Consider the following 19,913-nt stretch of genomic DNA (forward strand, 5'->3'; position numbering starts at 1 on the left):
CACTTTCAGCCCGGAAAAGACGCATCATGATCCACGAAGACCTCACCATGTTCTGCTACGCAGACCTTTCCGGCGCCGTGCGCGGCAAGGGTCTGCCCGCCCGTCTCGTCGAAAAGCGCCTGAAGAGCGGTGTCGGCTGGACCCCCACCAACATCATGTACACCGCGCTCGGCACCATCGCCCCCTCGCCGTTCCTCGCCTTCGGCGACGTCATGCTGAAGGCGGACCCGAAGACCCGCGTCGAGGTCGATTTCGACGACGGAACGCCGGCGGAACGGTTCTACCTCTCCGACGTCTGCAACACCGACGGCACCCGCTGGGAATGCTGCCCGCGCAGCGCCCTGAAGGACGCGATCGAGGCGCTGCGCGCTGAAACGGGCCTCACGCTGAAGGCGACCTTCGAGCACGAATTCATCTACGAGGGCGCCAACGCGGGCGCGGCCGACATGTATGCGCTGGAAGCGATCCGCAAGCACGGCGCCTTCGGCGAGGTGTTTCTGGCCGCGCTGTCGCACGCAGGCATCGAGGTCGACAGCTATCTCTCCGAATTCGCCGCCGGCCAGTTCGAGGTGACCCTGCCGCCGTCGGATCCGCTGGCGGCCTGCGACAGGGCCATCATCGTCAAGGAAATGGCCCGCGCCACCGCCTGGCGGCTCGGCTCCTCCGTCAGCTTCGCGCCGCGCCTTTCGCCCAACGGGCTCGGCAACGGCGTCCATGTCCATTTCAGCCTGTGGGACGAGAACGACAAGCCGGTGAGCTTCGATGCGGACGGCCCGCACGGGGTCAGCAAGCCCGCGCAAGGGTTCCTCGCCGGCATCGTGCGGCACATGCCGGCGCTGCTCGCCTTCTCCGCCCCCTCGCCCGTATCCTATCTCCGGCTCGTGCCGCACAGCTGGACCGGCGTGTGGTCGAACATCGGCCTGCGCGACCGCGAGGCCGGTATCCGCATCTGCCCGACGTTCGGATCCGCGGACAAGGTCGCCAAGCAGTTCAACTTCGAGTACCGCGCGGCCGACGCGACCGCCAATCCGTACCTGATGCTGGCCATGATCCTGCACGCCGGCCGGATGGGCATGGCCGACGGGCTCGCCATGCCGGAACCGACCGTCAATGTCGATCCGGAGGATATGAGCGAGGACGAGCGCGCCAAGAACGGCATCGTCCGCCTGCCGACGAGCGTCGGCGCCGCCCTTGCCGCGCTGAAGGCCGACACGAAACTGGCCGGATGCCTGCCGCAGGCGCTGCTCGACATCTTCGTCATCAACAGGACCGCGGAAGAGGAAATGACGGCCGAGTGGTCGGCCGAGGAGATCTGCCAGCGCTACGCCCGGGTCTACTGACCCCTCACGCACGCGACCGACGGGCGGCATGGATCCGCCCGATAATTCCTGTATTTGCCGAAGGCCACTGCCATGCAGCGCGAACAAGATGCAAAACTCAGCCGGCTCCGCCCGTTCGATCCGAAGCGGACGTGCCTGCTCCTGATCGACACCCAGAACTGCGTCTGGAACGACGACGTCGCGGCCCGTCTGCCGGACTTCGACGCCACCATCCGCGCCACCGTCCTGCCGAACCTGAAGAAGCTGATCGCGGCCTTCCGCGAAGCGGGCGGCGAGGTGATGTACACGGTCATGGAAAACCTGACCAAAGACGGCCGCGACCGCAGCCTCGACTACAAGCTCTCCGACTTCTTCATCGCCAAGGGGTCGTGGGAGGCGAAGGTGCTGGACGAACTGGCGCCGGGAGACGACGACATCGTCCTGCCGAAGACATCGTCCGGCGTTTTCAACTCCACCAATATCGAATACATCCTGCGCAACATCGGTATCGACACCGTGGTCATGACGGGTTTCCTGACCGACCAGTGCGTCGATCACGCCATCCGCGATGCGGCCGACCGGGGCTTCTATCCGGTTTGCGTGCGCGATGCCTGCGCCACCCACTCGCCCGAGCGCCACGAAGCGGCCCTGAACGCCTTCAAGGGCTACTGCCGAACGATGACGACGCAGGAACTCGTCGCCGCCCTCCTTTGACGCACCGGCCAGTGCAAGGCGAGGGTTTAGAGACAACCGGATTGCCGCGCACACATGACCGCCGCGCGAGGTTCTTGCGTGCCCTTCGCCGGGCATGAGTTTGGAGATGAATGGAAATGGCTGACTGCGACTGGGCCCTCGCGCTGCACGGCGGTGCGGGAACGATCTTGAAGGAAATGATGACGCCGGAGCGCGAGGCCGCCTACCGGGCGGGCCTTGAAGCCGCGCTGGAGGCGGGGCGCAAGGTGCTTGCCGACAACGGAACGGCGGAGGACGCGGTGGTCGCCGCGGTCATGGTGCTGGAGGACGATCCGCTCTTCAACGCCGGACGCGGCGCCGTCTTCACCAGCGCCGGCACGATCGAGATGGACGCCGCGATCATGCGCGGAAGCGACCGCGCGGCCGGTGCCGTTGCCGGCATCCACACCGTGCGCAACCCGATCCGGCTCGCGCGCCAGGTGATGGAGCATTCGCCCCATGTGATGTTCTGCGGCGCGGGCGCGGAGGCGTTTGCGCGCGAACAGGGTTTCGAGGCGATGCCCGCCTCCTATTTCGAGACCGAGCACCGGCGAAACCAGCTTCGCGAGGCGCAGAAGCTGAACCAGATCTCGCTCGATCACAACGACCACAAGTACGGCACGGTGGGCTGCGTCGCCAGGGACTGCCACGGCAACCTCGCCGCGGCGACCTCCACCGGCGGCATGACCAACAAGCATCCCGGCCGCGTCGGCGACAGCCCGGTGATCGGCGCCGGCACCTATGCCAGCAATGACGGGGCGGCGGTCTCCGCCACCGGCCACGGCGAGGCCTTCATCCGCGAGACGGTGGCGCGCGATATCGCGGCGCTGGTGCAATATGGCTGCGTTCCGCTTGAAGAGGCGGTCCGGCGCAAGGTGCTGGAGGATCTGCCCCGCATCAGTGGCGACGGCGGCGTGATCGCCATCGCCGGAGCGGGCGCACCGGTCATGCTGTTCAACACGCCGGGCATGTACCGCGCCGCGCTCTGCGAAGGCGGCGAAGCCGAAATCGGCATCTACGGCGACTGACGCCCCGTTTGGCGGCGGGCCACCCGCCGCAATTCGGGGGGCGTCAAGTTCCTCGCCCCCATTCCCCCTCCCGCATCATGGTGCTACACCATGCCTCACTGGGAGACACACGCCGAATATTGGAGCCAGAGAATGAACGTCGAACCGCGTAAGCGCCGCCCCATGCCCGAGATTGACATGAGCGGGATCCTGGGTGGCAAGCGGATGCGACGCAACCGCCGCTCCGACTGGTCGCGCCGTCTGGTACGCGAGACCACGCTGACCGTCGACGATCTCATCTGGCCGATCTTCGTCATCGACGGCGAGAACCGCCGCGAGCCGGTCGCCTCCATGCCGGACTGCTATCGCCTGTCCGTCGACGAGGCGGTGCGCGAGGCAGCGCTGGCCGCCTCCCTCGGCATTCCGGCGCTGGCATTGTTTCCCTACACCGACGACGCCTTGCGCGACGAGACCGGCTCGCAGTCGCTCGATCCGGACAATCTGGTCTGCCGCGCCTGCCGCGCCATCAAGAAGGAAGTGCCGCATATCGGCCTTGTCACCGATGTCGCGCTCGACCCCTACACCAGCCACGGCCACGACGGGCTGCTCGACGGCGAGACCATTCTCAACGACGAGACGGTGCGCGTGCTGGTCGCCCAGGCGATCAACCAGGCGGAGGCCGGCGCCGACGTCATCGCACCGTCGGACATGATGGACGGCCGCATCGGCGCCATCCGCGCCGGGCTCGACGCGGTCGGCTTCCAGGACACCCAGATCATGGCCTATTCGGCCAAGTACGCCTCGGCCTTCTATGGGCCCTTCCGCGATGCCATCGGCACCAACGCGTGCCTGAAGGGCGACAAGCGCACCTACCAGATGGACTACCACAACTCCGACGAGGCGATCGTGGAGGCCGGTCTCGATCTGGAGGAAGGCGCCGACATGATCATGGTCAAGCCCGGCCTGCCCTATCTGGATGTGGTGCGCCGGCTCAAGGACACCTTCGCGGTGCCGACCTATGCCTATCAGGTGTCCGGCGAATACGCGATGATCTGCGCGGCCGGCCAGAACGGCTGGCTCGATTTCGACAAGGCGATGGTGGAAAGCCTCGTCGCCTTCAAGCGCGCCGGCGCCGACGGCATCCTCACCTATTTCGCGCCAAAGATCGCCAAGCGGCTCGCTTCCGGGCTTTGAGGGCACAGCGCTCCGGATTTGCGGTTGGTTCTTCGCGCCGAATTCGGAGCACCTTCAAACCTCTCCATCGTCATTGCCCGGCACCCGCTTTCGCGGGCACAGGCTCCGTCCGGGTGATCCAGCGCGCGCCAAATGCTGCGGCTGAAGATGGATTGCCCGGACTTCGCCGGGCAATGACGGCGGAGGGATATGAAGGCGCGTATAATTATGAAGGCGCGTAGAATTCGAGGCGAAGAACCAACTACCATTTTCGAGCGAGACTCTGAGGAGCGCTCGTGAGAGCGCGTCTCGAAGGACAGGCACCACTGACATACCAGTTGGCACCTCCGCCGCATCGCCAAGATGAATCAGAAAGCCAAAGATCTCGCGCAATCGATTGTTCGAATAGGAATTTTACGTACCGCCCCAGCCGCCCTCCCCGCAGGATCGCCCGTCATGTCCGTCCACGACCTCCTGCCCGCCCTGATGCCGCTCGACCGGTTCGGCCTCCTGTGCCTCTATGTCATGGCGCTGACGGGCACGCCTGGGCCGGCCAACATGGCCCTCGTCGCCCTTTCCGGCACCCACGGCATCGCGCGCACGGTTCCGTTTTTCCTCGGCACGCTGGCCGGCTTCGCGATGACCTACTGGCTGGCGGCCCTCGGCCTTCTGGCACTGGTTGCCGGCGTCCCCGTCGTCTGGGGTGCGCTGAAAATCGCCTGCATCGCCTACATTCTCTATCTCGCCTGGCTGATCGCCACGGCCGGCCCGGCCGGGCCTGACGTCACGAGCGCCCCCGCCGCGCCGGGGTTCCTGCGCGGGTTCTGGGTCCATCCGCTCAATCCCAAGGCGTATGCCATGCAGGTCGCCGCCATTTCGCAGTTCACCGCGCCCGAGCGCTACGGCGCCGATGCGCTCGTGATCTGGCTCACCTTCTTCCTTCTCGGCGGCGCGATGAATTTCTGCTGGATGATCGGCGGCCGGCTGCTGACGCGGTTCGTGCACATGCCGCGGCTCTTTCGCGCCATCAACGTGACGCTCGCCCTCCTGATGGTGGCGAGCACGCTGGCGAGCCTGCTGGCCAGCTGAGCGTACCGCTGATCACTCCCCCATCTTGCCAACCGGCGCAAACGGGTGCACATCGCGCAATCATCCCGAAATCACCTTCCGGTGCCATCATGCCGCTCGATGCCAGTTCGCCCGATCTTCCCGTCACCCTTGCCGACATCGAGGAGGCGGCGCGGCTGATCGAAGGTCAGGTGGTGCGCACACCCTTCCTGCCGGCCCCCTCCCTCTCGCGCCTCACGGGCGCCGATGTCTGGGTGAAGTTCGAGAACCAGCAATACGTCAACTCCTTCAAGGAGCGCGGCGCGCTGGTGAAGCTCCTTTCGCTCTCGCAAGAGGAGCGCGCACGCGGCGTTATCGCCATGTCGGCCGGAAACCATGCGCAAGCCGTCGCCTACCACGCCTCGCGGCTCGCCATTCCCGCCACCATCGTCATGCCCAAGACGACCCCGCACGTGAAGGTCGCCGCCACCCGCTCCTATGGCGCCAGCGTGGTGCTGGCCGGCGAGACAATCGCAGACTCGCAGATCGAGGTCGAACGCCTCATCCGCGAGCGCGATCTCACCCTCGTCCACCCCTACGACGATGTCCGCATCATCGCCGGCCAGGGCACCATCGCACTCGAAATCCTGGAAAAGACCCGCGAGGCGGGCGTCTCGCTCGACTGTCTGGTCGTGCCGATCGGCGGCGGCGGGCTCATCTCCGGCATCGCCGTCGCCGCCAAGGCGCTGGCCCCCGATATCGAGATCATCGGCGTGGAGGCAGCACTTTACCCCTCCATGTACGCCATGCTCCACGGCGAGGAATCACGCTGCGGCGGCAACACGCTGGCGGAGGGCATCGCGGTCAAGAACGTCGGCGCGCTCACAAGCCAGATCGCCGAACGCCTTGTCGACGACATTGTGCTGGCGGAGGAAGCGGCCATCGAACGCGCCGTCAACGCCTTCCTGGCGCTGCAGAAAACGGTGGCTGAAGGCGCGGGCGCTGCCGGCCTCGCCGCCATGCTGCAGCAGCCGGAGCGCTTCCGCGGCAAGCGCGTCGGGCTTGTGCTGTGCGGCGGCAACATCGATCCGCGCCTCCTCGCCTCCATCATCGTGCGCGAGCTCGCCCGCGAGGGCCGCATGGTGGCGATCCGCATGGGCATTCCGGACCGGCCGGGCGTTCTGGGCGAAATCACCTCGCTGATCGGCCAGATGGACGGCAACGTGGTCGAGGTCGCCCACCACCGGCTGTTCCTCGACGTCCCGGCCAAGGGCGCCATTCTGGATGTCACGATGGAGACCCGCGACAACGCCCACGCAGAGGAGATCATCGCCGCGCTCGAGGCCCGCGGCTACCACGTCAAGCGCGTGGCGGCGGCCGAGACGGCGGACTGAGGGCGAGGGCGCGGCGCACGTTCCGGCTGTAGCCCATCCTTCGAGACGGCGCTGACGCGCCTCCTCAGGATGACGTTGTGTTTGTTGATGTTTTCTTCAAAACCGACAACACGATAACGTCATCCTGAGGAGCCGTCGCGAGACGGCGTCTCGAAGGATGGGCCCCAGCCGCATCGCCCGATTTTTCCGCCCGCCGCACGCGGGCCGGCACCATAATCGCGCCGGAGATCGAGGCCCTGCGCATTGAAAACACCGCCGCGCACCCCCAATTTCCCAGGGTAACCGCCGCACGAGGACAGCCAAGACATGAGCACCATCGAGCCCAACGCGCTTTACGACCGTGATCCGCTGGAGCACATGGCGCTCTTCGAGGGCGTGCGCACCAAGCGCATCTTCGCCTTCCTCATCGATGTGGTCGCCATCGCGATCCTCACGTTCCTTGCCGGCATCGCCGTGTTCTTCCTCGGCATTTTCACCCTTGGTCTCGGCTGGCTCGCCTATGCCTTCCTGTGGCAGGGCGTGGCGATCCTCTATTCCGCCTTCACCCTCGGCGGGCCCTACTCGGCCACCCCCGGCATGCGCGCCTTCGGCGTCGAGCTCAGGCTCTTCGACGGAAGCCGCCCGACGCCGCTCATCGCCATCGCTCATGTGGTCGTGTTCTGGGTGTCGGTCACCATGGTCACGCCGCTCATCCTGCTGGTCTCGCTGTTTTCCGACAAGAAGCGCCTGCTGCATGACATCATCGTCGGCGGCGTGGTCGTCAACTCCGCGGCCCTTTCCCGCCCCTATTGACCGCGTCCCCTCCGCCGCTTTTGCGCCCCGCTTTTTGGCCCCCGCTCTCCGGCGGCGCTTGCGCGCGTCGGCCGAAGGGGCTACCCGTGTCAGATTGATCGATGTCTGGCACGATCCCGGATCGTTCGCCCGTGACGCCTGACGGCGCGCAGCCCCGGGCGGAAACCGCAGGCTGCTTCATTGCACCGGGTCAGACGGCCGAAGTCGGGGGAAATCAATTGCAAGAAGGCGACATATGAGCGTTGCCGATATCCAGATGGGGCTCACCTTCGCGGTGATCGCCGGCACCATACTCCTCTATGCGTGGGAACGCTTTCCGATCGAACTGACGGCGCTCGGCTCGGTCGTCGCCTTCATCCTCATCTTCACCGTCTTTCCCTACCAGCCCCCCGCCGACGGATCGGCCGCGGGCGGCCTCGGCCCGCAGGAACTGCTGATGGGCTTCGCCAATCCGGCGCTCATCACCATCATGGCCCTGCTCGTCGTCGGCCAGGCCCTTTTTCAGACCGATGCGCTCGACAAGCCGACGCAGATCGTGCTGCGCGCCTTCCGCCGGCTCAGGCTTGCTCCCGTCACCCCCATCCTCATCGGCGTCGCCGCCATTTCCGCCTTTCTCAACAACACGCCCGTGGTGGTGATGTTCCTGCCGGTTCTGGCGGCCGTGGCGGCTGCCGGCGGCACCTCGGCCTCGCGCGTGCTGATGCCGCTTTCCTTCATCGCCATCCTCGGCGGCATGACCACGCTGATCGGCTCCTCCACCAACCTGCTGGTGGCCGATGTGGCCGGCCGCGCCGGCGGCGTCACCATCGGCTTCTTCTCGTTCACCCCGCTCGGCTCCCTCATCGCCTTCATCGGCGCGCTCTACATCATCTTCGTCATGCCCCGGCTGCTGAAGCCGCGACAGACCATGGCCGACGAAATCCAGGGCCCGGCGGGCGGCAAGCAGTTCATCGCCCAGATTCCGGTCACCTACAATCACCCGCTCGTCGGCGCGCGCTCGGTCAAGGGCATGTTCCCGATGCTGCGCGACATGACGGTCCGCCTCGTCCAGCGCGGCGAGAAGCCGTTCCTGCCGCCCTTCGAAGGCGTGGAGCTGCAGCCCGGCGATACCGTCATCGTCGCCGCAACCCGTCAGGCGCTGACCAAGGCGCTGTCGCTGCGCCAGCCGATCATGCGCTCCGACCATGGCGAGCCGGACGACGAGGACCGAACGATCACCGATGGCGCCGTTTCGCTGGCCGAAGCGGTGGTGGCGCCGGGCTCGCGGATGATCGGACGCACCACCGCGCAATCGAGCCTGAAGGCGGAATCGAACTGCGTCGTCATGGGCCTCCAGCGCCGCAGCCGCATGCCGCGCATGGCGATGACCGACATCCGGCTGGAGGCCGGCGACGTGCTGCTGCTGGCCGGGGCGCACGAGGACATCCAGTCGCTGCGCGGCAACCGCGACGTGCTGCTTCTGGACTGGTCCACCGCCGAGGTGCCCAAGCGCCGCTACGCGCCGCGCGCGCTGATGATTTTCGTCGCCGTCGTGGCGGCGGCGGCCAGCGGTCAGGTGCCCATCGTCACCGCCGCCATCACCGGCGCGCTGGCGATGATGATGGCCGGCTGCCTCAACATCCGCCAGGCGCTGCGCGCGCTCGACAGCCGCATCTTCCTGCTGATCGGCGCCTCGCTCGCCGCCGCCACCGCGCTGGAACGCACGGGCGGCGCGAGAGCCGTCGCGGAAGGACTGATGACGGCCATGGACGGCCAGCCGCCGGCCGTCATCCTCTCCATGCTCTTTCTGCTGATCGCCGCGCTCACCAACGTGCTGTCGAACAACGCCACCGCCGTGCTGTTCGCGCCCATCGCCGTCAACATGGCCGCGCGCACCGGGGTCGACGTCAACGCCTTCGTCACCTGCCTGATCTTTGCCGCCAACTGTTCGTTCGCCACGCCCATCGGCTATCAGACCAACCTGATCGTCATGGGCCCGGGCCACTACCGCTTTTCCGACTTCCTGCGCGCCGGCACGCCGCTCGTCTTGATCATTTGGCTGGCTTTTTCGTTGCTGGCGCCGTGGTATTATGGATTTTGAAACGGAGACGCCGGATCTTTTGAAGACGGGATCTTCGCAACGTTATACGTCGAACGGATTTTCGATGACGCGGACCCTGAGCAGAGGGCGATGAGGTTCAGGCCCAGGTACGGTCGCGCACAGTATCTGCATGTTGAATTTTTCCATGCGGCTTATACAGTTACGGGATAATTCGAGCGACAACTTAGCCAATTTTCGACACGTGGTTTTGGTGCGAGGCTTGGGGCATGACGAAGCCCATTACGGACAATCCGCAATTCTACCTGACAGCGCCGGCGCCCTGCCCCTATCTGCCGGATCAGGAAGAGCGCAAGGTCTTCACCCACCTCGTGGGCGAACGGGCCGGCTTTCTCAATGACGTCTTGACCCATGGCGGGTTCCGCCGCTCGCAGAACATCGCCTACCGCCCGGCCTGCGACACGTGCCGGGCCTGCACCTCGGTGCGCATTCTCGTCGACGAATTCCAGTACACGCGCTCGCTGCGCCGGGTGCGCAATGCCGGCCGCGCCTTTGTCGGGCGCGAGGAGCCGCCCACGCCGTCCACGGAACAGTACGACCTCTTTCGCAACTATCTCGCCGCCCGCCACGGCGAAGGCGGCATGGCCGACATGCGGCTGCTCGACTACGCGCTGATGGTGGAGGACACCCATGTCGAGACGATGGTGATCGAGTATCGCCGCCGCACCGAAGGCCGCGCCGATCTTCTGGAAAGGGACCGCGGCGAAGGCCCGCTCGTGGCGGCGGCCCTGACCGACGTGCTGTCCGACGGGCTGTCGATGGTCTATTCGTTCTTCGACACCGGGATCTCCCACTTCTCTTTCGGCACCTATCTGATCCTCGACCACATCGAGCGCGCCCGCCGCATGGGCCTGCCCTACGTCTATCTCGGCTACTGGGTGCCGGGCTCCAAGAAGATGGAATACAAGACCCGCTTCCAGCCGCAGGAACACCTCGGCCCGCAGGGCTGGGTCAGAAACGACGGCAGCTGAGAGGCGGCAGGTTCGCGCGGATGGTGATGGGTATGATCGGGATAGCCCATTCTTCAACACAGACCTTGCGCGCCCCCTCGGGAGGACGTCATGGTGACGATTGTTCGCGTCGAAGTCTAAGCGCTTTCATACCCCTCCATCGTCATCACCCGGCTCCGTCCGGGTGATCCAGCGCGCGCCCCGAATGCTGCCGCTGGAGGTGGATTGCCCGGACTTCGCCGGGCAATGACGGCGGTGGGGCATGAGCGTGAAAGGTTGAAAGCGCACAACCCGATACCAATTTCGGGCCGGGCTCTCAGGAGGCCCGCAAGGCCGTCTCGAAGGATAGGCCCCACCCGCCCCCGGCACCGACCGTATAAGCCCGCTCACCCCAGATGCGCGGCGATCTTGTCGAACACATCGCGAAACATTTCCGGCGTCAGGCGGCCGGTGTTCGTGTTGTAGCGCGAGCAATGGTAGCTGTCGAAGAGCGTGTAACGGCCGAGATCGTGCACCCCGCCATGGCTGAACGGATGGGCGGCGCGACGCTTGTCCAGCGTCGTCAGCACCGTCTCGTGCGCCACCCGGCCGAGCGCCAGGATCGCCGACAGGTTCTCCATCGAGCCGAGCGTGTTGACCAGAAACGGCCGGCAGGCCTTGATCTCCGGCCCCGTCGGCTTGTTTTCCGGCGGCACGCAGCGCACCGCGTTCGTGATCGCCGCGCCCACCAGTTCCAGCCCGTCATCCGGCCGCGCCCGGAACGTGCCGCGCGAAAAACCGTAGGCATCGAGCGTCTCGTAAAGAAGATCGCCTGCGTAATCGCCCGTGAACGGACGGCCGGACTTGTTGGCCCCGCGCAACCCCGGCGCGAGCCCAACGATCAGGAGCCGCGCCGCCCCGGCCCCGCCGCGCGGCAGGAAGCTCGGTACCGGGCCGTTGAACCAGTCCGGCTCGCGCGCCCGCCAGGTCTCGCGAAACGCAACGAGGCGCGGACAGAACGGGCAGTCGTGGTCCGGGTCGGTGCCGACGACGGCACCATCGGGCAGGCCGGGGGTCATGGAAACGGAATGCTCCTGAAGGCTCGGTGATACGAAAGGGGGCGATGATCCGGACGATCGGCATTGACCGGCGCGCGTCGGCGTCGGACCCGAATCGCGTCCCGTCCGCCGTCACACTACGCCAGATCGCTCCGCCGCGCGGCCGACAGGCGAAAGCGCTTCGTCCCGATGGCGCCGGTTTCGCACGTTTTTCGCATTTTCTCGTAGAAAGCCGGAAATTCGAGGAAATTCGAATGAAATTCGAAACACATGCAAAAAGCCGAGGAAAAGGCCGCACCTCGTTGAATTCAATGATGATTTTACGAGATCGCGTTGGTTCGGCCGGTCGCGCGCACTCCGCCCCTTGCGCCGTCCTTATCCCCGGGCACCGCAAGCCGACCGCAGCGCGCCAGCACTTGCCCCAGGTCGGCGGAAACGAAAAGGCCGGATCGCGGGACCCGGCCTTTCGCTAACTCGTTCGGGGTGTCGGCAAGCTGAGGCCGCGCGAAGCGACCCCGGGCTCACAGGTCGTCGAATTCCTCTTCACGCTCGCGCTCTGCCTGGCGCTGCTGGCGCTCGGCCGGATCGCGGCCGATCTTGTTCGCCAACGTATTGAGATCAATGAAGTGATCGGCCTGACGACGCAGATCGTCGGCGATCATCGGCGGCTGGGTCTGCAGGGTCGAGACGACCGAAACCTTGCGGCCGCGGCGCTGCACCGCTTCCACCAGCGAGCGGAAGTCGCCGTCGCCGGAGAACAACACCAGATGGTCGACGTACTCCGCCATTTCCATGGCATCGACCGCCAGCTCGATGTCCATGCTGCCCTTGATCTTGCGGCGGCCGGAAGCATCGATGAATTCTTTGACAGGTTTTGTAACGACTTTGTAACCGTTATAATCGAGCCAGTCGATGAGAGGACGGATCGATGAATACTCCTGATCCTCAACGAGAGCAGTGTAATAATACGCCCTCAGAAGATATCCCTTACCCTGGAATTCTTTCAGCAACCGCTTGTAGTCGATGTCGAAGCCGAGGGATTTTGCGGTTGCGTAGAGATTTGCGCCATCAATAAACAGCGCAACTTTCTCGCGCGGGTCAAACATCTTTATTCTCTTTTCTTCTATGGGTTTGGACTTGCCATGTGCACAGATAAGAATGAGGCCGATCAGCTGCGAAACCCCGAACCCGGGACCATAATCAGCACTAAAAAATTAGGCAAGGAGCCCGAGCCAATGCGACCATCTTCGTTTTTTGCGTGTGTAGTATAAAATATTATCGCGTGCAAGAACACAGTACCACTACAGATTTCGTGCAAATCGCGGTTCTCATCGGAAATTATCGGAAATTATTTGACCGTGGAGACAAATCCCAAGAGATCCCGAAGGTTACCCGAAGCGTTTCGCGACGACATGCACGTGGTTGCCGCACCGCAAGTCCGAACGGGTCTGGGTAGAGACACCATCAGGCCGACGACCTCGCGACTCCGCACCGCATACCGGGAGACCACCGCCGATGCGCGGCACCTCGATACCTTCGGCACCTCCACTGCGGCCTTGCATTTGCGCCGCGAAATCCCTAATAAGGCGAGTTCATTCCCATGCGCGCGAAAGAGCGTCCGGCCCCTCTCAGGCTGAGCCCAGAGGCCCGGAACCGTCGCACGCCAACGAGACATCGGGCCAAAATGGCGGAATTCTGCCATCAGCGGCCCTCGACTGGAGACCTGCAATGGCGCGTGTGACTGTCGAAGACTGCATCGACAAGGTCGACAACCGCTTCGATCTGGTGCTTCTGGCCAGCCACCGGGCGCGGATGATTGCCTCCGGCTCGCCGCTGACCATCGATCGCGACAACGACAAGAACCCCGTCGTCGCGCTGCGCGAGATCGCCGACCAGACCATCAGCCCGGAAGATCTCAAGGAAGATCTGATCCATTCGCTGCAGAAATACGTCGAGGTCGACGAGCCGGAACCGGAAGCCGTGCCGATGGTGCCGAGCGCCGCCTCCGCCGGTCCCGCGACGGATTCCTCCGAGCCGCCGATCGAATTCGACCGGATGTCGGAAGAAGACCTGCTGAAGGGCCTGGAAGGCCTCGTCCCGCCGGATCGCAACGACGACTACTGAGCCGGCCGGCGGACCGGACATCCCGGTCCGAAAAAAGGCACGCTCCGGCCGCCCTGCGCGACGGGACCCCACGACAGGCTCCCACGACAGGCCCGGCGCGCGGCTCGCACCGAATGCGTATCAAAGGGCGGAAGCGCAAGGAGCGCCCCGCCCTTTTCAACGTCAGTGCCACTCTTTGTCGATGCGGGACCCGCAAAGCTGCGCGCCGCAATTTCGGGCGACGAACCAGGCGGGAACGGCATAAGGCGCGCCGTGGAGACGGCAGAATGATCTGGCGCTTCGCAAACGGGTAACTTATCTAAGGTTAAATCCATATAATCATACGAAAACCCGGCCGTTTGCGGCCTGCTTCAGGAATGCGTCGCCACCACCATGATGCGCCAATACGAACTCGTCGAACGGGTCAACCGCTATAACCCGACCACCGATGAGGCGCTGCTCAACAAGGCCTACGTCTATGCCATGCAGAAGCACGGCATGCAGATGCGTGCCTCGGGCGATCCCTATTTCTCCCACCCGCTGGAAGTCGCCGCGATCCTGACCGATCTGCGGCTCGACGACGCCACCATCGCCGTGGCCCTGCTGCACGACACCATCGAGGACACCGACGCCACCCGCACCGAGATCGACACGGTCTTCGGCGAGGAGATCGGCAAGCTCGTCGACGGGCTGACCAAGATCAGCCGGCTCGATCTGGTCTCGCGCCGTGCCAAGCAGGCGGAGAACTTCCGCAAGCTCCTGCTGGCGATCGCCGACGACGTGCGCGTCCTGCTGGTCAAGCTGGCCGACCGGCTGCACAACATGCGCACGCTGCATTTCGTCAAGGAAGACGAGCGGCGCAAGCGCATCGCCGAAGAGACGATGGAGATCTACGCCCCGCTCGCCGGCCGCATGGGCATGCAGGACCTGCGCAGCGAGCTGGAAGAGCTGGCCTTCAAGACCATAAACCCGCAAGCCTTCCAGACGATTACCGAACGGCTGGCGAGCCTGCGCGAGAAGAACGCCCAGCTCATCGGCGACATCGAGCGCGACCTGACCGAACGTCTGGCCGAGCGCCACATCCAGTCGACCGTGCGCGGACGGATGAAGCGCCCCTACTCCATCTTCCGCAAGATGGAGCAGAAGTCGATCGGCTTCGAGCAGCTCTCCGACATCTACGGCTTCCGCGTGGTGGTCGAGGACGTTGAGACCTGCTACGCAGTCCTCGGCGTCATCCACACCGCCTGGCCGACCGTTCCGGGCCGGTTCAAGGACTATATCTCCACGCCCAAGCAGAACGACTACCGGTCCATCCACACGACCGTCGTCGGCCCCTCGCGCCAGCGCGTGGAACTGCAGATCCGCACCCGGGAAATGGACCGCGTCGCCGAATACGGCATCGCCGCGCACGCCCTCTACAAGGACGGCGTCAAGGGCGGGCGCAACATCGCGCGGCTTGCAGATGAATCGCGCGCCTACGAATGGCTGCGCCAGACCATCGACATGCTGTCCCAGGGCGACACGCCGGAAGAATTCCTTGAAAACACCAAGCTGGAGCTCTTCCACGACCAGGTCTTCTGCTTCTCGCCCAAGGGTCGCCTGATCGCCCTGCCGCGCGGCGCCACGCCCATCGACTTCGCCTACGCGGTCCATACCGACATCGGCAACACCACGGTGGGCTGCAAGATCAACGGCCAGATCGTGCCGCTGGTGACGGAGCTGAGGAACGGCGACGAGGTGGAGATCATCCGCTCCGGCGCGCAGAAGCCGACCGAGGATTGGCTCACCATCGCCGTCACCGGCAAGGCCCGCGCCGCCATCCGCCGTGCCATTCGCGAGGCCCAGCGCGAAAAATACGCAACCCTTGGCCGCCACATCCTGACCCGCGGCTTCGAGCGGCGCGGTCTGGATCTGAACGATCAGGTGCTCGCCCCGGTTCTGCTGCGCTTCTCGCAAGCCTCCGTGCTGGACCTGATGGCCGCGGTCGGGCGCGGCGAGATCCACGCCGCCGACGTTCTCAATGTCATCGACCCGGCGCACGAGGAAGCCCAGCGCGAACAGATCGGCACCGAGCGGGCGACGTCGGCCGATGTCGCGCGCAAGGACGGCTGGTTCGATCTGGAAGGCGGCTCCGGCCTGCAGTTCCGGGTGCCGGCCGGCTCGAACGAGGAGACGGCCTCCCTCCCCATCCAGGGGCGCAAGGGCGATCTTCCCATCCGCTTTGCCCCCGATGGCGGCGCGGTGCCGGGAGATCGTATTGTCGGTATCCTGACGCCGGGCGAAGGCATCACGATCTATCCGATCCACTCCGAGGCGCTGAGGGATTTCGACGACTACGACCAGTGGCTCGACGTCCGCTGGGATATCGACACCGAGCATCCGGAGCGTTTTCCCGCGCGCGTGTCGGTGGCGGCGATCAACGAGCCGGGTACGCTGGCCGAGATCGCGCGCATCATCTCCGACAACGACGGCAACATCGACAATATCAAGATGATGGGCCGCGCTGCCGATTTTCACGAGATGACAATCGATCTCGAAGTATGGGATCTGAAACATCTCAACCGCATCATCAACCAGTTGCGCGGGGCCAAGGTGGTCTCCAACGTGCAGCGGGTGAACCACTGAACCGACATGACGCGCAAGACGCCTTCCGCGTCGCCGCAGGGAAAGGACGACATGACGAAGGACGAGGTTCTGGCCGTATTCCGGGAATCGGGCGCCATTCTGGAGGGTCATTTCATCCTGTCGTCGGGCCTCAGAAGCCCGGTCTTCCTGCAGAAGGCGCGCGTTTTCCAGTATCCCGAGCGCACCGAGATCCTGTGCAAGGCGCTTGCCGAGCGCATCCGCGCGGCCAATCTCGGCCCGATCGACTACATCGTTTCGCCCGCGCTCGGCGGCATCATTCCCGGCTACGAGACCGCCCGTCATCTCGGCGTGCCCGCCATGTGGGTGGAGCGCGAGGATGGCGAACTGAGGCTGCGCCGCTTCGAGATGGAAAAGGGCGCGCGGGTGATCGTGGTGGAGGACATCGTCTCCACCGGTCTGTCCTCGCGCGAGACGGTCGAGGCGCTGAGGGCCATGGGCGCCGAAGTCGTGGGCTGCGCCTGCCTGATCGACCGATCCGCCGGGGAGGCCGATTGCGGCGTGCCGCTGATCGCGCTTGCCGAATACAAGGTGCCCGCCTACCCGGCCGACGCCCTGCCACCGGAACTGGCCGCCCTGCCGGCGGTCAAGCCCGGCAGCCGGGGGCTTGCCTGAAGTCTCTCTTCCCGGGATGCACCGGACCGCGCCCCTTGCCCGGGACCGTCCGCATCCTCATCTGAGCGGTGCCCCCTTGCGATAAGGAGGCGCCACGAGTTCACTGCCGATATCGGTCGATCAGAAGCGTCGAAATGCTGTTCCAGCGTCGCAACCAGCCCAACTGGGCAGAACGGGTCCGCATCGCACTGTGGCCCCGCCACAGCTTCACCCGCTCGGCGAAATATTTCGCCAAGCGGGTGCTTCGGCTGACGGCGAGCCCGCATGCGGTGGCGATCGGCTTTGCCGCCGGCACCTTCGCCTCGTTCACGCCGTTTGTCGGCTTCCATTTCATGCTGGCCTTCTTCGTGGCTTTCCTGATCGGCGGCAACATGCTGGCCTCCGCGCTGGGGACGGCGGTCGGAAATCCACTCACCTTTCCCTTCATCTGGGCCTCCACCTACCGGCTCGGCCACGTGCTGCTCGGTCACGATCCCGCCACGGCCGGCCATCATCCGCTGAAGCTCGACCTGTTCCATCAGTCGATCGACGCGATCTGGCCGATCTTCAAGCCGATGCTGGTGGGCTCGCTGCCGCTCGGCTTCATCGCCGGCGCTATCGCATATTTCATCGTCTACGGTATGGTACGCACCTATCAGGCCACGCGCCGCGAAAAGCTCTCCGCACGCAGGGAGGCGACGCGCGCCGAGCCAAAGGATGCACACCCGGCCGCCATCAAGCCGGGCCCACTGGAGAAGACCTCATGACCACGCGTCTGCGCCTGGGCGTGAGCATCGACCACGTCGCGACCGTGCGCAACGCCCGCGGCGGCCCGCACCCGGAGCCGCTGCGCGCCGCGCTCGCCGCCGAGGCCGCGGGCGCCGACGGCATCACCGCGCATCTGCGCGAGGACCGGCGCCACATCCGCGATGAGGACATCGCCCTGCTGAAACAGCGTCTCGCCATTCCGCTCAATCTGGAAATGGCCGCGACGGCGGAGATGCGCGACATCGCGCTGAAGACCCGGCCGCACGCCGCCTGCCTGGTGCCGGAGCGGCGCGAGGAGCGCACGACCGAGGGCGGGCTCGACGCCGAGGGCGGGTTTTCCATGCTCCAGCCGATCGTCGAGGCGCTCTACGAGGCCGATATCCGGGTGTCACTGTTCATCGAACCCGACGCCCGCCAGATCGACGCCGCCCGTGCGCTGGGCGCCCCGGTCGTGGAGCTTCACACCGGCGCCTATTGCGAGGCGGCACTTTCCGGCGATGCGCAGGCGCGCGCCGCCCATCTGGAGCGCGTGCGCGAGGCCGCCCGCCACGCCGCCCATATCGGGCTGGAGGTCCATGCCGGTCACGGCCTGACCTACGATACGGTCACCGACATCGCCCGCATCCCCGAGATCCGCGAACTCAACATCGGCCATTTCCTGATCGGCGAGGCGATTTTCGTCGGGCTGGAAGGCGCAATCGCCGGGATGCGCCGGCTGATGGAGGCCGCACGCGGCGCGGCCGCGACAGCATGATTATCGGAATCGGTTCCGACCTCATCGACATCCGCCGGATCGAGCGGACGCTGGAGCGCTTCGGCGAAAGGTTCATCCGCCGCGTCTTCACCGAGATCGAGCGCGAACGTTCGGAACGCCGCCAGGAGCGCGCGGCCTCCTACGCCAAGCGCTTTGCCGCCAAAGAGGCGACCTCCAAGGCGCTCGGCACGGGCATTCGCGGCATCCGCTGGCAGGAAATGGGCGTGGTGAACCTGAAATCCGGCCAGCCGACGGTGGCGCTGAAGGGCAAGGCGGAGGCGCGCCTCGCCCGCATGGTGCCGGACGGCTTTGCCCCGCGCATCGACATCACAATCACCGACGACTATCCGCTGGCGCAGGCCTTTGTGGTGATTTCCGCCTGGCCCGAGGACTGGCCATCGGCCCTCGATCCGGGCAAATGACCCGCCATCCGCAGCCCCTTGCGTTGCAGGTTGCGAACGGACCCGGTATCAAGACGCTCGTCTGCGCATTTTCGCCGCGGGAATCATCGACAAGGTTTCCCAAGGCCGGCGGCATGCCGGACATCGACACCGGATGAGGGGACGGACGGCATCGGGCGACAGCGGCCCGGCCCCCGGGTGAGACGTCGCGCGCCCTTGCCGGACGCCGGCGCAGCCACGATTGAGACAACGCCCGCCTCGGCCGGGCCGAACACTGGACGCGCGCTTTTCTGTGCCTCGATGGCGCAAGAGAGCGCGAAGCAGGATGGACGCGAAGGACCCGATGAGCGACGCGAGCGACAAGAACAGTCAGAAAGGCGGCTGGGGCGAGACCGTGAAGGTCGTCATCCAGGCGCTGCTGCTGGCCCTGGTTCTCAGGACCTTCCTCTTCCAGCCCTTCAACATCCCGTCGGGATCAATGAAGGACACGCTGCTGATCGGCGACTACCTGTTCGTCTCCAAGTTCAGCTACGGCTACTCGCGCTATTCCTTCCCCTTCGGCCTGGCGCCGTTTTCCGGCCGCATCTGGGAAGGCACGCCGCAGCGCGGCGACATCGCCGTGTTCAAGCTGCCGCGCGACAATTCCACCGACTACATCAAGCGCGTGATCGGCCTTCCCGGCGACACGGTTCAGATGATCGACGACCGGCTCTACATCAACGGCAAGATCGTCCCGCGCGAGCGCATCGACGACTATATCGAGACCGACGCCTACGGCGAGACCCGGCGCGTCGCGCGCTACCGCGAGACACTGCCCAACGGCGTGTCCTACGATACCCTGGACCTGACCCCCAACGGGGCGGCCGACAACACCGAGCTCTTCACGGTGCCGAAAGGGCACTACTTCATGATGGGCGACAACCGCGACAACTCCTCCGACAGCCGCGTCCACGGATCCGGCGTCGGCTATGTGCCGCTTGAAAACTTTGTCGGCAAGGCCGAGATCCTGTTTTTCTCCGTGGAGGACGGCGAGCCGGCCTGGATGTTCTGGAAGTGGCCGTGGACCGTTCGCTGGGACCGGCTCTTCAAGATACTTTGAGG

General features: G+C 65.4%; 19 protein-coding genes. 17 read left to right on the forward strand and 2 right to left on the reverse strand.

Annotation, left to right across the window (positions count from 1 at the left end):
• Positions 1–26: 26 nt before the first annotated feature.
• The 9 genes from V2L18_RS21045 to V2L18_RS21085 all read left to right on the forward strand — a co-directional run bounded on the left by V2L18_RS21045 (position 27) and on the right by V2L18_RS21085 (position 10,533).
• On the forward strand, positions 27–1,340 hold the full coding sequence (locus tag V2L18_RS21045) for a glutamine synthetase family protein (RefSeq protein WP_336180312.1): 1,314 nt from the start codon (positions 27–29) through the stop codon (positions 1,338–1,340).
• 72 nt (positions 1,341–1,412) lie between these two features.
• The gene (locus V2L18_RS21050; RefSeq protein ID WP_336180313.1) at positions 1,413–2,033 is read left to right on the forward strand and encodes an isochorismatase family cysteine hydrolase; all 621 of its coding nucleotides are present in this window, start codon (positions 1,413–1,415) and stop codon (positions 2,031–2,033) included.
• 116 nt (positions 2,034–2,149) lie between these two features.
• Complete coding sequence (locus tag V2L18_RS21055) at positions 2,150–3,079, forward strand: isoaspartyl peptidase/L-asparaginase (protein WP_336180314.1); 930 nt, start codon at positions 2,150–2,152, stop codon at positions 3,077–3,079.
• Between the two features lie 177 nt (positions 3,080–3,256).
• Positions 3,257–4,252: a porphobilinogen synthase gene (gene hemB, locus V2L18_RS21060; protein WP_336180315.1), complete on the forward strand. Its 996-nt coding sequence runs from the start codon at positions 3,257–3,259 to the stop codon at positions 4,250–4,252.
• A gap of 435 nt (positions 4,253–4,687) precedes the next feature.
• A complete protein-coding gene (locus V2L18_RS21065; RefSeq protein WP_336180316.1) occupies positions 4,688–5,320 on the forward strand; it encodes a LysE family translocator in 633 nt (210 codons plus the stop codon).
• Positions 5,321–5,409: 89 nt separating this feature from the next.
• A complete protein-coding gene (locus V2L18_RS21070; protein WP_336180317.1) occupies positions 5,410–6,672 on the forward strand; it encodes a threonine ammonia-lyase in 1,263 nt (420 codons plus the stop codon).
• 306 nt (positions 6,673–6,978) lie between these two features.
• Positions 6,979–7,464 carry an RDD family protein gene (locus tag V2L18_RS21075; RefSeq protein ID WP_336180318.1) on the forward strand — a complete coding sequence of 162 codons (486 nt, stop codon included), beginning with the start codon at positions 6,979–6,981 and terminating at the stop codon, positions 7,462–7,464.
• Positions 7,465–7,699: 235 nt separating this feature from the next.
• Positions 7,700–9,544 carry an SLC13 family permease gene (locus V2L18_RS21080; RefSeq protein WP_336180319.1) on the forward strand — a complete coding sequence of 615 codons (1,845 nt, stop codon included), beginning with the start codon at positions 7,700–7,702 and terminating at the stop codon, positions 9,542–9,544.
• 227 nt (positions 9,545–9,771) lie between these two features.
• Positions 9,772–10,533, forward strand: a complete 762-nt coding sequence (locus V2L18_RS21085; RefSeq protein ID WP_336180320.1) for an arginyltransferase — start codon at positions 9,772–9,774, stop codon at positions 10,531–10,533.
• A gap of 365 nt (positions 10,534–10,898) precedes the next feature.
• On the opposite strand, the gene V2L18_RS21090 is transcribed toward V2L18_RS21085, so the two are convergent.
• The gene (locus tag V2L18_RS21090; RefSeq protein ID WP_336180321.1) at positions 10,899–11,570 is read right to left on the reverse strand and encodes a uracil-DNA glycosylase; all 672 of its coding nucleotides are present in this window, start codon (positions 11,568–11,570) and stop codon (positions 10,899–10,901) included.
• Positions 11,571–11,614: 44 nt separating this feature from the next.
• On the opposite strand from V2L18_RS21090, the gene V2L18_RS21095 reads away from it, so the two are divergent.
• The gene (locus tag V2L18_RS21095) at positions 11,615–12,022 is read left to right on the forward strand and encodes a hypothetical protein (protein WP_336180322.1); all 408 of its coding nucleotides are present in this window, start codon (positions 11,615–11,617) and stop codon (positions 12,020–12,022) included.
• 48 nt (positions 12,023–12,070) lie between these two features.
• Here the strand turns inward: V2L18_RS21095 and V2L18_RS21100 are convergent, their stop codons facing one another.
• Positions 12,071–12,655: an NYN domain-containing protein gene (locus V2L18_RS21100; protein WP_336180323.1), complete on the reverse strand. Its 585-nt coding sequence runs from the start codon at positions 12,653–12,655 to the stop codon at positions 12,071–12,073.
• A gap of 622 nt (positions 12,656–13,277) precedes the next feature.
• Here V2L18_RS21100 and rpoZ point away from each other — a divergent pair.
• From rpoZ to lepB, 7 genes are all read left to right on the forward strand, one after another.
• Positions 13,278–13,673, forward strand: coding sequence for a DNA-directed RNA polymerase subunit omega (gene rpoZ, locus V2L18_RS21105; protein ID WP_336180324.1), 396 nt, complete (start codon positions 13,278–13,280; stop codon positions 13,671–13,673).
• Positions 13,674–14,045: 372 nt separating this feature from the next.
• Positions 14,046–16,277, forward strand: a complete 2,232-nt coding sequence (locus tag V2L18_RS21110) for a bifunctional (p)ppGpp synthetase/guanosine-3',5'-bis(diphosphate) 3'-pyrophosphohydrolase (RefSeq protein ID WP_336180325.1) — start codon at positions 14,046–14,048, stop codon at positions 16,275–16,277.
• A gap of 51 nt (positions 16,278–16,328) precedes the next feature.
• A complete protein-coding gene (gene pyrE, locus V2L18_RS21115) occupies positions 16,329–16,910 on the forward strand; it encodes an orotate phosphoribosyltransferase (protein WP_336180326.1) in 582 nt (193 codons plus the stop codon).
• Positions 16,911–17,044: 134 nt separating this feature from the next.
• Positions 17,045–17,656 (forward strand): DUF2062 domain-containing protein, encoded by a 612-nt coding sequence (locus tag V2L18_RS21120; RefSeq protein ID WP_336180327.1) that lies wholly within the window; start codon positions 17,045–17,047, stop codon positions 17,654–17,656.
• Positions 17,653–18,411, forward strand: coding sequence for a pyridoxine 5'-phosphate synthase (locus tag V2L18_RS21125; protein ID WP_336180328.1), 759 nt, complete (start codon positions 17,653–17,655; stop codon positions 18,409–18,411). Before V2L18_RS21120 ends, V2L18_RS21125 begins: the two co-directional genes overlap by 4 nt.
• Positions 18,408–18,833, forward strand: coding sequence for a holo-ACP synthase (acpS, locus tag V2L18_RS21130; protein ID WP_336180329.1), 426 nt, complete (start codon positions 18,408–18,410; stop codon positions 18,831–18,833). The genes V2L18_RS21125 and acpS overlap by 4 nt, the downstream gene beginning before the upstream one ends.
• Before the next feature lie 322 nt (positions 18,834–19,155).
• Entirely contained in the window at positions 19,156–19,911 is a 756-nt protein-coding gene (gene lepB / locus V2L18_RS21135; RefSeq protein ID WP_336180330.1) for a signal peptidase I, read from the forward strand.
• Positions 19,912–19,913 lie beyond the last annotated feature (2 nt).

It is taken from the genome of Breoghania sp. JC706 (assembly GCF_037026715.1).
Classification (GTDB): domain Bacteria; phylum Pseudomonadota; class Alphaproteobacteria; order Rhizobiales; family Stappiaceae; genus Breoghania.

Coding starts and splice junctions, on each gene's coding strand:
- lepB (WP_336180330.1), top strand. CDS start 19,156: ATGAGCGACGCGAGCGACAAGAACAGTCAGAAAGGCGGCTGGGGCGAG.
- V2L18_RS21070 (WP_336180317.1), top strand. CDS start 5,410: ATGCCGCTCGATGCCAGTTCGCCCGATCTTCCCGTCACCCTTGCCGAC.
- rpoZ (WP_336180324.1), top strand. CDS start 13,278: ATGGCGCGTGTGACTGTCGAAGACTGCATCGACAAGGTCGACAACCGC.
- V2L18_RS21110 (WP_336180325.1), top strand. CDS start 14,046: ATGATGCGCCAATACGAACTCGTCGAACGGGTCAACCGCTATAACCCG.
- hemB (WP_336180315.1), top strand. CDS start 3,257: ATGAGCGGGATCCTGGGTGGCAAGCGGATGCGACGCAACCGCCGCTCC.
- V2L18_RS21085 (WP_336180320.1), top strand. CDS start 9,772: ATGACGAAGCCCATTACGGACAATCCGCAATTCTACCTGACAGCGCCG.
- V2L18_RS21100 (WP_336180323.1), bottom strand. CDS start 12,655: ATGTTTGACCCGCGCGAGAAAGTTGCGCTGTTTATTGATGGCGCAAAT.
- V2L18_RS21065 (WP_336180316.1), top strand. CDS start 4,688: ATGTCCGTCCACGACCTCCTGCCCGCCCTGATGCCGCTCGACCGGTTC.
- V2L18_RS21045 (WP_336180312.1), top strand. CDS start 27: ATGATCCACGAAGACCTCACCATGTTCTGCTACGCAGACCTTTCCGGC.
- V2L18_RS21050 (WP_336180313.1), top strand. CDS start 1,413: ATGCAGCGCGAACAAGATGCAAAACTCAGCCGGCTCCGCCCGTTCGAT.
- V2L18_RS21080 (WP_336180319.1), top strand. CDS start 7,700: ATGAGCGTTGCCGATATCCAGATGGGGCTCACCTTCGCGGTGATCGCC.
- V2L18_RS21075 (WP_336180318.1), top strand. CDS start 6,979: ATGAGCACCATCGAGCCCAACGCGCTTTACGACCGTGATCCGCTGGAG.
- pyrE (WP_336180326.1), top strand. CDS start 16,329: ATGACGAAGGACGAGGTTCTGGCCGTATTCCGGGAATCGGGCGCCATT.
- V2L18_RS21090 (WP_336180321.1), bottom strand. CDS start 11,570: ATGACCCCCGGCCTGCCCGATGGTGCCGTCGTCGGCACCGACCCGGAC.
- V2L18_RS21095 (WP_336180322.1), top strand. CDS start 11,615: ATGATCCGGACGATCGGCATTGACCGGCGCGCGTCGGCGTCGGACCCG.
- V2L18_RS21120 (WP_336180327.1), top strand. CDS start 17,045: ATGCTGTTCCAGCGTCGCAACCAGCCCAACTGGGCAGAACGGGTCCGC.
- acpS (WP_336180329.1), top strand. CDS start 18,408: ATGATTATCGGAATCGGTTCCGACCTCATCGACATCCGCCGGATCGAG.
- V2L18_RS21055 (WP_336180314.1), top strand. CDS start 2,150: ATGGCTGACTGCGACTGGGCCCTCGCGCTGCACGGCGGTGCGGGAACG.
- V2L18_RS21125 (WP_336180328.1), top strand. CDS start 17,653: ATGACCACGCGTCTGCGCCTGGGCGTGAGCATCGACCACGTCGCGACC.